This window comes from Collinsella sp. SGI.095 (assembly GCF_050314535.1).
Taxonomy (GTDB): Bacteria; Actinomycetota; Coriobacteriia; order Coriobacteriales; family Coriobacteriaceae; genus Collinsella.
Window position 1 is genome coordinate 104,461 of sequence record NZ_JBNPNG010000004.1, and the last position, 14,521, is coordinate 118,981.

The window sequence follows — 14,521 nt, forward strand, 5'->3', positions numbered from 1 at the left end:
TCCTCTGGAGGCCCTGTTCATGGAAGAGATGGAAGTCAATTACGTCGACGACATCCACGAGAAGCTGACCGATATGGTGGGCGATCGCGTCAAGGTGAAGGCCAACATGGGCCGTACCCGCGTTGTCGAGCGCATGGGTACCATCAAGAGCGTCCACCCGGCTGTCTTTATCGTCGAGGTTGACGAGCGCCGCGGCCGCAAGTCGCGTCAGTCCTACCAGTACATCGACGTCCTTACCGGTCAGGTTGAACTGTTCGACCCCGAGAGCGGCGAGCACATCTTTACTCCGCTCGGCAACCAGCTCGAGGAGCATTAACGGTGACCGATCGGTCCCTCATCCTTACTGCGCCGGCAAAGATTAACCTCTACCTGGGGGTTCATACCGAGCGCGATACCCGCGGCTACCACAAAGTCGATTCCCTGATGGCAGCTGTCGGCCTAGCCGATACCGTGACGGTCACGCCGGCGCAGGCGTTGACCGTCCAGACGGTTCCGGCATCAGATTTTCCCATGCAAAAGAATACTGCCTACCGCGCCGCCGTCGCCATGGCCGATCATTTCGGGCGCGAGGCAAACGTGTGCGTGACGATTGAGAAGCGCATCCCGCTGTGCGCCGGCCTGGGCGGCCCCTCGACGGATGCCGCGGCGGTTATCGTTGCCCTGGCTGAGCTGTGGGGCATCGACCGCACTGATCCTGCGCTGGACGAGATTGCGCGTGGCATCGGCGCCGACGTGCCGTTCTTTTTGCATACGAGCCCCGCATTCTACGTGGGTGGGGGAGACGTTCTGGCAACTGAGTACCCCGCGCTTCCTGTGACGCCCGTTGTGCTGGTCAAGCCGCGGGAGGCGAGCGTTTCGACAATTGAGGCCTATCGACGTTTTGACGAGGCCCCGGTGCCCGCGACTGCGCCCGGTGCCATTGCATCGGCTCTTAGCGTGAGTGATGCGAAGATGGCGTATTCGCTCATCCATAACAACTTGGGCGTCATTTCTGCTTTGATGGAGCCGCAGATCCAGGCGGTTCTCGACTGGCTGAGCGAACAGGAGGGAACCGTTGCCGTGGACGTGTGCGGGTCGGGTGCCTGCTCGTTTGCCATTTGCGACACCGCCGCCACGGCCGAAAGGCTTGCAGGGGCTGCCCAGCAAAATGGCTGGTGGTCCTGCGCGACTGAGCTTATTCCCAACACGGTTCAAATCGACGCGCCAAAGAAATAAAAATTTCTCTAGCACGCGGCGAAAAACTTTGTTACTATAGTCGAGCTAACGGGTTGTGGCTCAGTTTGGTAGAGCACTGCGTTCGGGACGCAGGGGTCGCTGGTTCAAATCCAGTCAACCCGACCAGAGCATGAGAAGGGACCGCTTCTTGCGGTCCCTTTTTTTAGCTATTGTTGTGATGCCGCGATACCCGCGGTATACTCATTCGAGCTTGTCTCGCTGTTTTGTGGAGGTCTACATGTTTGGACTGAGGGCTCCTGAGCTCATCATTATTCTCGTCGTTGTCCTGATTATCTTCGGGCCCAAGAACCTGCCGAAGCTCGGCAAGTCCCTCGGCTCTACCGTCAAGAATATCCGCGAGGGTATGGAGGGCGACGATAAGGACGAGACCAAGCAGGCCGAGGACGTTGTGGTCGAGGAGTCCGAGGAGGACAAGAAGATCGCAGAGCTCGAGGCCCAGCTCGCCGCCGCCAAGAAAAAGAAGGCAGAGGACGGCGACGCGGACGCAGAGTAGTCCCATCCCTTTGGGGTGAGCACCTGACCGGCTTGCCCGCAGGCTAGCCGGTCTTTTTCGTTATGTTGACAGTTGATTGTTACATCATAGTTGGGGAGATATCCGTATGGACGCAAGCCAGATCGTACTGACCGCTGAGGGCCGCCAGAAGCTCGTCGAGGAGCTCGCTTGGCGTGAGGGCGATTACGCCAAGGAGATCGTCGAGGACATCAAGGAAGCCCGCGCGTTTGGCGACCTTTCGGAGAACTCCGAGTACGATGCCGCCAAGGACAAGCAGGCTCAGAATGCTGCTCGCATTGCCGAGATTCAGGCTATTCTCGCCAACGCTCAGGTTGCTGCCACCACGGGCGATCTGACCGTCTCCATCGGTTCCACCGTTTCGCTGATTGATCCCAACGGTGAGGTCATGGAAGTCACGCTCGTCGGTACCACCGAGACCAACTCGCTCGAGCACAAGATCTCCAACGAGTCCCCGGTCGGCCACGCCATCATCGGCCACGGCGAGGGCGACTCCGTCGAGGTCGTTACGCCTTCCGGCAAGACTCGCGTCTACACCATCGCCAAGATCGCACGCTAGACCACGGTCCCGCGTAAAGGTATGTTTTCGCTCCCTGGGACCGAATCCTGGGGAGCGTTTTAGTTTGAGGAGCTAACTTATGGCAGAGAACCAAAACGCCGCCGAGCAGGCATCGACGCTCAACGACGAGCGCGCCACGCGCCTGGCCAAGCGCGCCGCCCTGTTCGAGGCGGGCCAGAACCCCTATCCCGAGCACTCCGAGATCGAGGACTACGTTGCCGACATCGAGGCTAAGTATGCCGATCTTGCCGATGGCGAAGACACCGAGGACGTCGTGAAGATCGGCGGCCGCGTGGTCGCCAAGCGTGGTCAGGGCAAGATCATGTTCATCGTCGTGCGCGACGCAACGGCCGAGATTCAGCTGTTCTGCCGCATCAACGACATGGATGAGGCAGCCTGGAATACGCTCAAGGCCCTCGACCTTGGCGATATCCTGGGTGTGACCGGTGTGGTTGTGCGTACTCAGCGCGGCCAGCTCTCCGTCGCCCCTAAGAGCGCGACCCTGCTCTCCAAGGCCGTTCGCCCGCTGCCCGAGAAGTTCCACGGTCTCTCCGACAAGGAGACCCGCTATCGTCAGCGCTATGTCGACCTGATCGCCAACGACGATGTCCGCGAGACCTTCCGCAAGCGCTCGCAGATCCTCTCCACCTTCCGTCGCTTTATGGAGTCCGACGGCTACATGGAGGTCGAGACTCCCATTCTGCAGACCATTCAGGGTGGCGCTACGGCTAAGCCGTTCATCACGCACTTCAACGCTCTCGATCAGGAGTGCTACCTGCGCATTGCTACCGAGCTGCACCTCAAGCGCTGCATCGTCGGTGGCTTTGAGCGCGTCTTCGAGATCGGTCGTATCTTCCGTAACGAGGGCATGGACCTCACCCACAACCCCGAGTTCACCACGATGGAGGCCTACCGTGCCTTCTCCGATCTCGAGGGTATGAAGGCGCTCGCCCAGGGCGTCATCAAGGCTGCCAACAAGGCCATCGGCAACCCCGAGGTCATCGAGTACCAGGGCCAGACCATCGATCTTTCCGGTGAGTGGGCAAGCCGCCCCATGACTGATATTGTCTCTGACGTGCTCGGCAAGAAGGTCACCATCGACACGCCTGTCGAGGAGCTTGCTGCCGCCGCGCGCGAGAAGGGCCTGGAGATCAAGCCCGAGTGGACTGCCGGCAAGATCATCGCCGAGATTTACGATGAGCTGGGTGAGGACACCATCGTCAACCCGACCTTCGTGTGCGATTACCCCATCGAGGTCAGCCCGCTCGCCAAGCGTTTTGAGGACGACCCGCGTCTGACCCACCGCTTTGAGCTGGTCATCGCCGGCCACGAGTACGCCAACGCATTCTCCGAGCTCAACGACCCGGTCGACCAGGCTGAGCGCTTTGCCGCCCAGATGGCCGAGAAGGCCGGCGGCGACGATGAGGCCATGGAGTATGACGAGGACTACGTGCGCGCCCTCGAGTACGGTATGCCTCCCGCGGGCGGCATTGGCATCGGTATCGACCGTGTGGTCATGCTGCTCACCAACCAGGCTTCCATCCGCGATGTCCTGCTGTTCCCGCACATGAAGCCCGAGAAGGGTTTCCAGTCCGGTGCCGCTGCCGCCAAGGCTGCCGAGGCCGGCAACGCCGCGAGCCCGTTCGTTAAGTCGCTCAAGCCCACGCTCGATTACTCCAAGATCGCCGTTGAGCCGCTTTTTGAGGAGTTCGTCGACTTCGATACCTTCTCCAAGAGCGATTTCCGCGCTGTGAAGGTCAAGGCATGCGAGGCCGTCAAGAAGTCCAAGAAGCTGCTGAACTTTACGCTCGACGACGGTACCGGTGCCGACCGCACCATCCTCTCCGGCATCCACGAATACTATGAGCCCGAGGACCTGGTCGGCAAGACCCTGCTTGCCATCACCAACCTGCCTCCGCGCAAGATGATGGGCATCCCCAGCTGCGGCATGCTCATCAGTGCCATCCACGAGGAGGAGGGCGAGGAGCGCCTCAACCTGATCCAGCTCGACGCCTCCATTCCCGCCGGCGCAAAGATGTACTAACTAGTTACGCGGTTCTACGAACCGCGTAACGGCTCGACGCTGCGCGGGCCGCACCTGTACAATCTGACGTTCAACTTCAAGGGCGCGACCGAAAGGTCAGCGCCCTTTCGTTTCACGTCACCTTGTCTCAAATGCAGCCCGCTCGCTGACTTATGCTCAACCTGCGACGTTGCTCTGGTTGGCACTTCGTATTCCACTGCAACTTATGGGGTCGGGGGATTATCGGTGCCCTGCATCTTCATAAACTCAACGCTTACGAAGCGCGCGCCGTTCGTGTTAGGGTAGTTCCACCACATAAGTAGTCGCAGACGCACGTACCACGGGCGGGCGAGATGAAGTCCCAGTAGCTCCATCTCGCCCGCCCGTTTTTGTTGTGCACCGCGGCGTAACACAGAAAGGATTTTGCCCTTTATGCCTATCAATAAACGAGAGAGCTTGCTGTTTACCTTTATCATGTGCTTTTGCATGGTGCTCTGGATGAGCATCTACAACGTTGCCCTGCAGCATGGGGCCATCAACGGCGAGGTCATTGCCGCCGCGTGGCTCGGCTTCCCCGTTGCCTACATTTTTGCCATGTGCTGCGACTGGTTTGTTGCCAGCCCCCTTGCCAAGGGTTTCGCTTTTAAATTCCTGGTCACGCCGGGGTTGCTCGCTTTATCTTCCGCCATGCCTTCCCCATGGGAACCGTCTTTGAAGAGCAGCATATGGAGCTCGTACGTATGCCGGGCGCTCCCGCTGCCGATGTCGACGATGACGTTGCCGAGAGTATGGACGCCGAGCCCGCCTGCTAGGCAAGAGCCTCTAACCTAGAGCGCCCGCCGCACCCGGCGATTCCTTTTTTGTAGACGTTGTCGTATGGCTGCACGCGGAAAAGGCCACAGCGGTTAACATATACTCCATATGGGTAAAGAGACCAAAGCGCCGCCACGAGTGGCGCTTTGCGTTTGAAAAACTAGCTCGTCTAAGAGGAACTAGCATGTTGGACCGTTTTACCGATCGCGCGCGCAAGGTCATGTCCATGGCCAAGCAGGAGGCGCTCGATCTTCACTCAAATAAGGTGGGTACCGAGCATCTGCTGCTCGCGCTCGCCAAGGAGGACGAGGGCATTGCCGCCGAGGCACTGCGCTCACTCGATATCTCCTACGATGACATCATGGACACGCTCAAGGAGGTCCAGACCACCGTTCCCGAGCCCAGCGAGGAGACCGAGGCAGCTAAGCTCGCCTTTACGCCGCTCGTCATCAGCGTGATGGAGCGTTCCTTCCGCGTGGCGCGCGAGAACAACCAGACCTATGTGTCGACCGAGCACCTGCTCATCGGTATCGTCGAAGAGGGCAACGGCATGGCCATGGACATTCTCATGCGCCTGGGTGTTTCGTCCGCTTCCATTAAAAAAGCCATCGAGAAGCTTACCGCCAAGGATCAAGACAAGAAGCGCCCGCTCGCCGGTGCCGGTGCCGGGCGTCCCGGTACAGGCCTGCCGTTCTTTAGCGGCTCGGACGCCTCGCAGCAAAAGGGGAGCGGCACCGACACGCTCAAGCAGTTCGCCACCAACCTTACGCAGAAGGCGCGCGACGGCGAGCTCGACCCGGTGATCGGTCGCGAAAAGGAAGTCCAGCGCATGATGGAGATCCTTTCGCGCCGCACCAAGAACAACCCGCTTATCTTGGGTGACCCCGGCGTGGGCAAGACGGCCATCGTCGAGGGCCTAGCGCAGCAGATCGCTGCCGGCAACGTGCCCGAGAACCTTATGAACCAGAACATCTGGACGCTCGACTTGCCGGGTCTTGTCGCGGGCGCCAAGTATCGCGGTGAGTTTGAGGAGCGCCTCAAGAACGTGATCCAGGAGGCAACCGAAGCCGACGACGTCATCCTGTTTATCGACGAGATGCACACCATCATCGGTGCCGGTTCTGCCGAGGGATCCATCGATGCAAGCTCCATGCTCAAGCCCGTGCTCGCGCGCGGCGCTTTCCAGATCATCGGTGCCACCACGGCCGAGGAGTTCCGCAAGTACCTCACCAAGGACCCGGCCTTCGAGCGCCGCTTCCAGACCATCGATGTTGAGGAGCCAAGCGTCGAGGACACGGTCAAGATCCTGACCGCGCTCAAGCCACGCTACGAGGAGCACCACCACGTGCGCTATACGCAGGGTGCCATCGAGGCCGCCGCGAACCTCTCCAACCGCTACATCCAGGATCGCTTCCTGCCCGATAAGGCCATCGACCTCATCGACGAGGCCGGCGCCCGCGCCCGCATTGCCGCCAACCGTGCGCCTGAGCCGGTGCGCGAGGCCGAGCATCGCGTGGAGGAGCTCAAGGCTGCCGCGCAGGAGGCCACCGAGGGCGACGACATGAACAAGGCCGCCGAGATTACCGAGCAGCAGAAGGCTGCCGAGATTGAGCTCGCCGAGGCCAAGGCAGCTTGGACGGCCGAGCTCGACGCCAGCCCGCTCACCATCGATGTCGCCCAGGTTGCCGACATCGTGTCCGTGACCTCGGGCGTGCCGGTGTCTTCGCTCACCGAGAGCGAAAGCCGTCGTCTGTTGCAGACCGAAAGCGTGCTCAAGACCCGCATTATCGGCCAGGATGAAGCTGTCGAGGCCGTGGCCAAGGCAGTGCGCCGCAGCCGCTCGCCGCTCAAGGACCCGCGTCGTCCCGGCGGCAGCTTCATCTTCTTGGGTCCTACCGGCACAGGCAAGACCGAGCTCGCCAAGACGCTCGCCGAGTACCTCTTTGGCAGCAAGGACGCGCTTATCAGCTTCGACATGTCGGAGTTTGGCAGCGAGTTCGAGGTCTCCAAGCTTATCGGTAGCCCCCCGGGCTACGTGGGCCACGACGAGGGCGGTCAGCTCACCAAGGCCGTTCGCCGTCACCCGTACTCGGTCGTGCTGTTCGACGAGATCGAGAAGGCGCACCCCGATATCTTCAACATCTTGCTGCAGGTGCTTGAGGAGGGTCGCCTGACCGACAGCCAGGGCAAGACGGTCGATTTCCGCAACACCGTGATCATCATGACGTCCAACGTGGGCGCCCGCGAGATTGCGCAGGATGCGAGCGTTGGCTTTGGCACCACCGGTGAGCAGGGTCTTACCTCGAGCGAGATTAAGGGCCGTGCGATGGGCGAACTCAAGCGCCTGTTCCGCCCCGAGCTGCTCAACCGTATCGATGACATCGTGGTGTTTCAGAAGCTTTCGGGCGAGAACCTGACCAAGATCGCTCACCTGCTGGTGGACGACCTGCGCCAGCGCCTGATTGCCAACGGCATGAACATCAAACTCACCGATGCGGCCTACGACAAGATCGTAGCCGAGGGTACCGACCTCACCAACGGCGCACGTCCGCTGCGCCGCGCCATCCAAAAGCTCATCGAGGATCCGCTGTCCGAGGAGCTGCTGGCCGGCGAGTGGGGCAGCGGCGATACCGTCCTGTGCGACGTGGCCGACGGCAAGTTCGTCTTTAGCCACGGTACGGGCGAGATCCCAGCGCCGCGTCCGGCAGGTGCGCTTGGGGGCGATACCGCTCCGGAAGCGCCGCACACCGGAAACGCCGCGCCTGTGAGCAGTGGCGTAAGCTCGGGCCCCGGCGGCATGATGCAAGCCGGTTCCGGCGCGCTGTAGGGCGTAACAAAACCTTGTGTCCACGAGGGCGTTCCAAAGGAGCGCCCTTTTTTCTGTTGGAAAGGCCCCTCGTTCAAAGTAAATCTCATTAAACATACCAACGGTGTATGCATAAGCGTTGATCGAGCATTGAGGTTGGTTAAAGGGTCCAACGTCCCTTCGGCGCGGTCCGTCTACCTGCTTTATCTTAATAAAGTGGCGTTTCTCCGCCGTTAGCCGATGATGCGAGAGCGCTCGGCGTTTTCGACTGGTTTATGCAAACGAAGTCTGGGAATATACAAGGCGCATGTCTTATTGTCTAACCAGTTGCGCCAAGGAGGCACCATGGACTACAAGATCACCGGCTATGAGCCCGCCCAGCTGTTCCATTTCTTTGAGGAGGTCAGCGCGATCCCCCGTGGGTCTGGCAACGAGAAGGGCATCAGCGATTTCCTGGTTGCGTTTGCCAAGGAGCGCGGCCTCGATGTGTACCAGGACGAGGTCTACAACGTCATCATTCGCAAGCCCGCATCTGCCGGTGCCGAGAATGCCCCGACCGTAATGCTTCAGGGCCACATCGATATGGTGTGCGACAAATTGGGCTCCGTTGAGCACGACTTTACGACCGATGGTATCGACCTGATCGTCAAGGACGGCGTTCTCACCGCTAACGGCACCACGCTGGGCGCCGACAACGGTATCGCCGTCGCTCTGATGCTCACTGTTCTCGATGACGATTCGATTGTTCACCCCGCCCTCGAGTGCGTATTCACCACCGACGAGGAGACTGGCCTGGTCGGCGCCGAGACGCTCGACAAGTCCCAGATTAGCGCCCGCACCATGATCAACCTTGACTCCGAGGAAGAGGGCGTTGCCACCGTCAGCTGCGCCGGCGGCGTCGTCGTTACCTACACCTGCCCGATCGCGCGCGAGCACAAGACCGGTAGCACCCTCACGTTCGACATCTCCGGCCTGCTGGGCGGTCACTCCGGCAGCGATATCCACCTGGAGCGCGGCAACGGCAACCTCATCATGGCCCGCATCATCGACCGCCTGATGGTTGCCGGCGAGCCCGCCATCGTTAGCTTTAACGGCGGCACCAAGGACAACGCCATCAACCGTGAGTGCAAGGCTGTTCTGGTCTACGCCGACCACGCTGCCGCCGAGGCCGCGGCCCAGATCGCAAAGGGCATTATCGCCGACGTCACTGCCGAGCTCGAGGTCTTCGACCCCGGCTTTACCTGCACTGTCGAGATTGCCGACGACGCCGAGGTCGAGGCCATGGACGAGAAGTCCGCGCTTGCCCTCATCCGCGCCCTGCGTCTTGCCCCCAATGGCGTGATCCGCCGCAACGTTGCTACCGACGGCTCCGTCGAGGTTTCCTCCAACATCGGTGTGGTTGCCACTTCTGACGACGAGGTCAAGATCATGCTGTCCCCGCGCTCCTCGATCACCTCGCTGCAGAACGAGTTCAAGGACCGCCTGCAGACGCTGGCCGATGTCTTGGGCTTCGACGCCAAGTTTGAGTTCGAGTATCCCGGCTGGAGCTATGCCGAGCATTCGCCGGTCCGCGACGTCTTTGTCGAGAGCTATCGCGAGCTCTTTGGCTCCGAGCTGCGCATCGAGTCCATTCACGCCGGCCTTGAGTGCGGCCTGTTTGCCGAGGCCCTGCACGGCCTGGACGCCATCGCCGTGGGCCCGACGCTCTCCGATGTCCACACCCCGGACGAGAGCATGGAGCTCGCTTCTGCCGAGCGCTTCTACGAGCTGCTCATCGACGTCCTCAAGCGCCTCGCCGCGTAAAGGTCGCCTTGGTTAAGCCGCTCTAAAACGGCTGGCTATGAAAACGGCCGTCTGGCGTAATGCCGGGCGGCCGTTATTCGTCACAGTGCGAGGATCCCAAGGTGCTCAAGTAGGATCTTAAGCCCGATGAGGACGAGTACGACGCCACCCACGATGGTGGCGGGTTTTTCGTAGCGCGCGCCAAAGGTGTGGCCGATCGCTACGCCGGCGACGGAGAAGATAAACGTTGTGACGCCGATAAGTGATACAGAGGGCACGATATCGACCGAGAGCGCGGCAAACGAGATGCCCACGGCGAGCGCGTCAATCGAGGTGGCGATGGCAAGGATTAGGTACTCGCCCAGGTCGATCTTTTCGGCATCCTTGCCGTCGCCTTCGTCCTCATCCTCGTCTTCGGTAAAGGTTTCCCACAGCATCTTGCCGCCGATAAAGGCCAAAAGGATAAAGGCGATCCAATGGTCTATGGGACCGATGATGCCCATGAACTGGCCGCCGAGTGCCCAACCGATTACGGGCATGCCGGCCTGAAAGCCGCCAAAGAACAGGCCGAGCACAACGGCGACTTTAAGGTTGATCTTTTTCATGCCGAGACCCTTGCAGATGGAAACGGCAAAGGCGTCCATCGAAAGGCCAACGGCGAGCAACACGAGCTCTGCGAGTCCCATAGTCTGGCCCCCTCTCTGCGGGCGAACCCGATTACACGACCACTCCCTCATTTATATGAGACCCGATGCTACCACATGAGCAGCCAAAAGAGCCCCGTCCCAAATGAGCTACCTAAGCGGTGTTCGCTCATTCTGTAAGCATCGGAATTTGCGGGCGTCACAGGGGCAAACCGTGAGAAACTTATTGACGTTTATGGAGCGTATACGATGGGAGCGATGCCTTGGATAAGAACGAGCTGCAAAAGCGTATGGAACAGGCCATCCGCCTGACGGCACCTGGTCAGCCGATCCGCACCGCCCTTGACATGATCATCGCCGGTCACCTGGGCGCGCTTATCTGCGTCGGCGACACCGAAAACGTGCTCGCTGCCGGTAACGACGGCTTCCCGCTCAACATTTCGTTTACCTCGAACCGCCTGTTCGAGCTTTCCAAGATGGACGGCGCCATCGTCATCGACGGCGACCTTACCCAGATCCTGCGCGCCAATTTCCACCTCAATCCCGATCCCTCGCTCGCCACGAGCGAGACGGGCATGCGTCACCGTACTGCCGCTCGCATGTCGGTGCTCACCGACGCCATCGTGATCTCGGTCTCGGCCCGTCGTGCCGTCGTCAACGTGTATGTGCACGGCAAGAGCTATGAGATTCAGCCCGTCACCACCATCATGAGCTCGGTCAACCAGCTCGTCGCTACGCTTCAGACCACCCGTCAGTCGCTCGACCGCTCCCTGCTGCGTCTGACGGCCCTCGAGCTGGACGACTACGTCACGCTCGCCGACATCACCGGCATTTTCTCGAGTTTCGAGATCATGCAGCAGGCAAAGACCGAGCTTAAGGATTGCATTGTCAAGCTGGGCAACCAGGGCAAGCTCGTGCAGATGCAGCTCGAGCAGCTCGCCGGCTCCAGCATGGATACCGAGTACGACTTGATGATTCGCGACTACGCAAGCGATTCCTCCGAGGCAAACGCCGAGAAGATCCGTGCCGAGCTTAGCCGTATGACGCCCAAGGACTTGTCCGATCCGCAGCATGTGGCGGCGGTTCTGGGTTACGACGACCTGGACGAGGACTCCGTCATGACGCCGCTGGGCCTGCGCACGCTTTCGCGCGTGTCCGTCGTGCGCGACGGCGTGGCCGAGAAGATCGTCGACGAGTATGGCTCGCTGCAGGAGCTCATGGACGACATCAGCAAGGATCCGGAGCGCCTGGGCGACTTTGGCGTTAACAACCCTGCCATTCTTGCGGACTCCCTGTACCGCATGAAGGGCACCAAACAGGGGAACGCATAATGGCGCCCGTATGCGCCGTGGTCGTTGCCGGTGGCAGCGGCCAGCGCTTTGGTAATCCCGGTGGCAAGCAGCTCGTCAATGTAGCGGGCCGTCCGCTTATGAGCTGGTCCATCCGCGCGTTTGACCGTAGCGATAAGGTCGGCCATATCGTCGTGGTTTGCCCTGCCGAGCGTCGTGCCGAGATGCGCCGCCTGGCCATCAGCCCGTTTTCGTATAACACGCCCATCAGCTTCGCCGATGCCGGCGATACTCGCCAGGACTCCACTCGTGCCGGCGTTCATGCGGTGCCGGCAGGCTTTGAATACGTCGCCATTCACGACGGCGCTCGTCCGCTCATTACTACCGAGGTCATCGATCACGCTATCGACGTGCTCGTGAGTGACCGCTCGCTCGACGGTGTCGTGTGTGGCCAGCCCGCGATCGACACGCTCAAGATCGTCGATGGGGACAACATCGTCGAGACGCCGCCACGCGAACTCTATTGGGCCGCGCAGACGCCGCAGATCTTTAGTGTCGACGCCATGAAACGCGCCCATGCCGCGGCGATTGCCGAGGGCTTTATCGGTACGGACGATTCGTCACTGGTCGAGCGCATGGGTGGGCGCGTCCGCTGCGTCCAGAGCCCGCGCGACAACCTTAAGGTGACGGTGCCCGAGGACTTGCGTCCCGTAACCGCGATTTTGCTCGGGCGGATGGCCGAGAGAGAGGACCTTCCCCATGTTCAGTAACCTGCGCATTGGCCACGGCTACGACGTCCACCGTTTGGTGGAGGGGCGTCGATGTATCATCGGCGGGGTCGACATTCCCTACGAGCGCGGCCTGCTGGGCCACTCGGATGCCGATGTGCTCGCGCACGCGCTGGCCGACGCTATTCTGGGCGCCTGCCGCGGGGGAGACATTGGCAAGCTGTTCCCCGACACCGACCCCGCCTACGAGGGTGCCGACTCGATGGTGTTGCTTGCCCGCGTAATGGACTATGCGCGCGAGCTGGGCTTTGAGTTTGTCGATGCCGACTGCACCATTGCCTGCCAGCAGCCTAAGATCACCCCGCACCGCGATGCCATGCGTGCCAACTTGGCCCATGCCCTGGGCGTTGACGTCGAAAACGTGGGCGTCGCCGCCACCACGACCGAAAAGCTCGGTTGGGAAGGTCAAGGCGAGGGAATTGGCGCCTGGGCCGTCTGCCTGCTACAGAAAACCGTTAAGGAGTAACGAATGCGTATCTACAACAGCGCTACCCATAAAAAGGAAGAGTTCCAGCCCATCGAGCCCGGCAAGGTCCGCATGTACGTGTGCGGCCCCACGGTTTACGACAACATCCACATCGGCAACGCACGCACGTTCATCAGCTTCGATGTGATTCGACGCTGGCTCATCGCGAGCGGCTACGAGGTCACGTTCGCCCAGAACCTCACCGATGTCGACGACAAGATCATCAAGCGCGCCAACGAGCAGGGCCGTACGGCCGCCGAGGTCGCGACGGAGTTCTCGGATAAGTTTATTGGCGTCATGCGCGCTGCCAACGTGCTCGATCCCGATGTGCGCCCTCGCGCCACCAAGGAGATCGGCCCCATGATTGCCATGATCAAGGCGCTCATCGAGCAGGGCCACGCTTACGCCGCCGATAACGGCGACGTGTACTTTGCCGTGCGCAGCGATCCCAACTACGGTCAGGTCTCGGGCCGCAACATCGACGACCTTATGGTGGGTGCGCGCATCGAGGAGAACGAGGACAAGAACGACCCGCTCGACTTTGCGCTGTGGAAGGCCGCCAAGCCCGGCGAGCCCAGCTGGCCGAGCCCCTGGGGCGAGGGCCGTCCCGGTTGGCACACCGAGTGCGCCGCCATGGTGCACCGCTACCTGGGTACCCCGATCGACATTCACGGCGGTGGTTCCGACCTTGCCTTCCCGCATCACGAGAACGAGTGCGCCCAGGCTGCCTGCGCCTGGCACCAGGGCTTCTCCAACACCTGGATGCACACGGGCATGCTGCTGGTCGACGGCGAGAAGATGTCCAAGTCGCTTGGTAACTTCTTTACGCTGGCCGAGGTGCTCGAGCAGCACTCCGCTGCCGCCCTGCGCCTGCTGATGCTGCAGACGAGCTATCGCTCGCCGCTCGACTTTTCCTGGGAGCGCCTGGAGGGTGCCGAGAATTCGCTCACGCGTATCGCCGGTACGGTCGAGAACCTGCGCTGGGCCGCGAACCATGCGACGGCCGATGCCGATGCGGCTGCCGCCGAGGCGTTTGCCGCCAAGGCTGCCGAGACCCGTGCCACCTTTAAGGAGTGCATGGACGACGACTTTAACACCGCCGGTGCCATGGGTGCCGTCTTTGGTTTTGTCACCGAGTGCAATCAGTATCTGGAGCAGGCGGGCGACGCTGCCGACAAGGCCGCGGCTCTTGCTGCCGCCGATACGCTGGTCGAGCTGCTCGATACGTTTGGCGTTGAGCTTCCCGAGCCCAAGGTCGAGCTGCCGCTGGGCCTTTTGGGCGTTGCCGCCGGCTTGGTCGCCTACACTGGTGACGACGTGGACGAGGCCGCTGCCAAGATTCTCGAGGCTCGCGCCGAGGCCCGTGCCGCCAAGAACTGGGACTTGGCAGACGCCATCCGCGATCAACTCAAGGACCTGGGCCTGACGATTGAAGATACCGCCGCCGGCACCCGTATCAAATCCCTCTAACCCCTGCGGGTTTCCCAAGCACCCGACCGCCCGAGCCACGGCACCTTGCCTTTCAATCGTCGGGCATGGCCCCAAGGTCTATGCCCTCTTCTTTCAAGGCAATCTGCCGCACCTCGGGCGGTCGGTCTATTTGT

The 14,521-nt window shown here is 61.1% G+C and carries 12 protein-coding genes and 1 tRNA gene; 12 read left to right on the forward strand and 1 reads right to left on the reverse strand.

Annotation, left to right across the window (positions count from 1 at the left end):
• Nucleotides 1-19 precede the first annotated feature (19 nt).
• The 8 genes from ACQRCA_RS02760 to ACQRCA_RS02795 all read left to right on the forward strand — a co-directional run bounded on the left by ACQRCA_RS02760 (nucleotide 20) and on the right by ACQRCA_RS02795 (nucleotide 9,751).
• Nucleotides 20-316 carry a Veg family protein gene (locus ACQRCA_RS02760; protein WP_118206416.1) on the forward strand — a complete coding sequence of 99 codons (297 nt, stop codon included), beginning with the start codon at nucleotides 20-22 and terminating at the stop codon, nucleotides 314-316.
• A gap of 2 nt (nucleotides 317-318) precedes the next feature.
• The gene (gene ispE, locus ACQRCA_RS02765; RefSeq protein WP_427718337.1) at nucleotides 319-1,215 is read left to right on the forward strand and encodes a 4-(cytidine 5'-diphospho)-2-C-methyl-D-erythritol kinase; all 897 of its coding nucleotides are present in this window, start codon (nucleotides 319-321) and stop codon (nucleotides 1,213-1,215) included.
• Nucleotides 1,216-1,264: 49 nt separating this feature from the next.
• Nucleotides 1,265-1,341: transfer RNA gene (locus ACQRCA_RS02770), tRNA-Pro, on the forward strand.
• Between the two features lie 112 nt (nucleotides 1,342-1,453).
• The gene (gene tatA / locus ACQRCA_RS02775; RefSeq protein ID WP_195838497.1) at nucleotides 1,454-1,729 is read left to right on the forward strand and encodes a twin-arginine translocase TatA/TatE family subunit; all 276 of its coding nucleotides are present in this window, start codon (nucleotides 1,454-1,456) and stop codon (nucleotides 1,727-1,729) included.
• A 106-nt stretch (nucleotides 1,730-1,835) separates the two neighbouring features.
• The gene (gene greA / locus ACQRCA_RS02780; RefSeq protein ID WP_006234960.1) at nucleotides 1,836-2,306 is read left to right on the forward strand and encodes a transcription elongation factor GreA; all 471 of its coding nucleotides are present in this window, start codon (nucleotides 1,836-1,838) and stop codon (nucleotides 2,304-2,306) included.
• Between the two features lie 79 nt (nucleotides 2,307-2,385).
• Nucleotides 2,386-4,350, forward strand: a complete 1,965-nt coding sequence (gene lysS / locus ACQRCA_RS02785) for a lysine--tRNA ligase (RefSeq protein ID WP_154514782.1) — start codon at nucleotides 2,386-2,388, stop codon at nucleotides 4,348-4,350.
• A 976-nt stretch (nucleotides 4,351-5,326) separates the two neighbouring features.
• On the forward strand, nucleotides 5,327-7,969 hold the full coding sequence (locus ACQRCA_RS02790) for an ATP-dependent Clp protease ATP-binding subunit (RefSeq protein WP_427718343.1): 2,643 nt from the start codon (nucleotides 5,327-5,329) through the stop codon (nucleotides 7,967-7,969).
• A 324-nt stretch (nucleotides 7,970-8,293) separates the two neighbouring features.
• On the forward strand, nucleotides 8,294-9,751 hold the full coding sequence (locus ACQRCA_RS02795; RefSeq protein ID WP_427718346.1) for an aminoacyl-histidine dipeptidase: 1,458 nt from the start codon (nucleotides 8,294-8,296) through the stop codon (nucleotides 9,749-9,751).
• An 80-nt stretch (nucleotides 9,752-9,831) separates the two neighbouring features.
• Here the strand turns inward: ACQRCA_RS02795 and ACQRCA_RS02800 are convergent, their stop codons facing one another.
• Complete coding sequence (locus ACQRCA_RS02800; RefSeq protein WP_427718348.1) at nucleotides 9,832-10,416, reverse strand: manganese efflux pump MntP family protein; 585 nt, start codon at nucleotides 10,414-10,416, stop codon at nucleotides 9,832-9,834.
• A 248-nt stretch (nucleotides 10,417-10,664) separates the two neighbouring features.
• Here ACQRCA_RS02800 and disA point away from each other — a divergent pair, with 248 nt between their 5' ends.
• Genes disA through cysS form a run of 4 tightly spaced genes read left to right on the forward strand, consistent with a single transcriptional unit; the run spans nucleotide 10,665 to nucleotide 14,387 of the window.
• The gene (gene disA, locus ACQRCA_RS02805) at nucleotides 10,665-11,705 is read left to right on the forward strand and encodes a DNA integrity scanning diadenylate cyclase DisA (protein WP_370450554.1); all 1,041 of its coding nucleotides are present in this window, start codon (nucleotides 10,665-10,667) and stop codon (nucleotides 11,703-11,705) included.
• On the forward strand, nucleotides 11,705-12,433 hold the full coding sequence (ispD, locus tag ACQRCA_RS02810; RefSeq protein WP_427718350.1) for a 2-C-methyl-D-erythritol 4-phosphate cytidylyltransferase: 729 nt from the start codon (nucleotides 11,705-11,707) through the stop codon (nucleotides 12,431-12,433). Before disA ends, ispD begins: the two co-directional genes overlap by 1 nt.
• Nucleotides 12,423-12,917 (forward strand): 2-C-methyl-D-erythritol 2,4-cyclodiphosphate synthase, encoded by a 495-nt coding sequence (gene ispF / locus ACQRCA_RS02815; protein WP_006234975.1) that lies wholly within the window; start codon nucleotides 12,423-12,425, stop codon nucleotides 12,915-12,917. The genes ispD and ispF overlap by 11 nt, the downstream gene beginning before the upstream one ends.
• 3 nt (nucleotides 12,918-12,920) lie before the next feature.
• Entirely contained in the window at nucleotides 12,921-14,387 is a 1,467-nt protein-coding gene (gene cysS / locus ACQRCA_RS02820) for a cysteine--tRNA ligase (protein ID WP_427718353.1), read from the forward strand.
• Nucleotides 14,388-14,521: the final 134 nt, after the last annotated feature.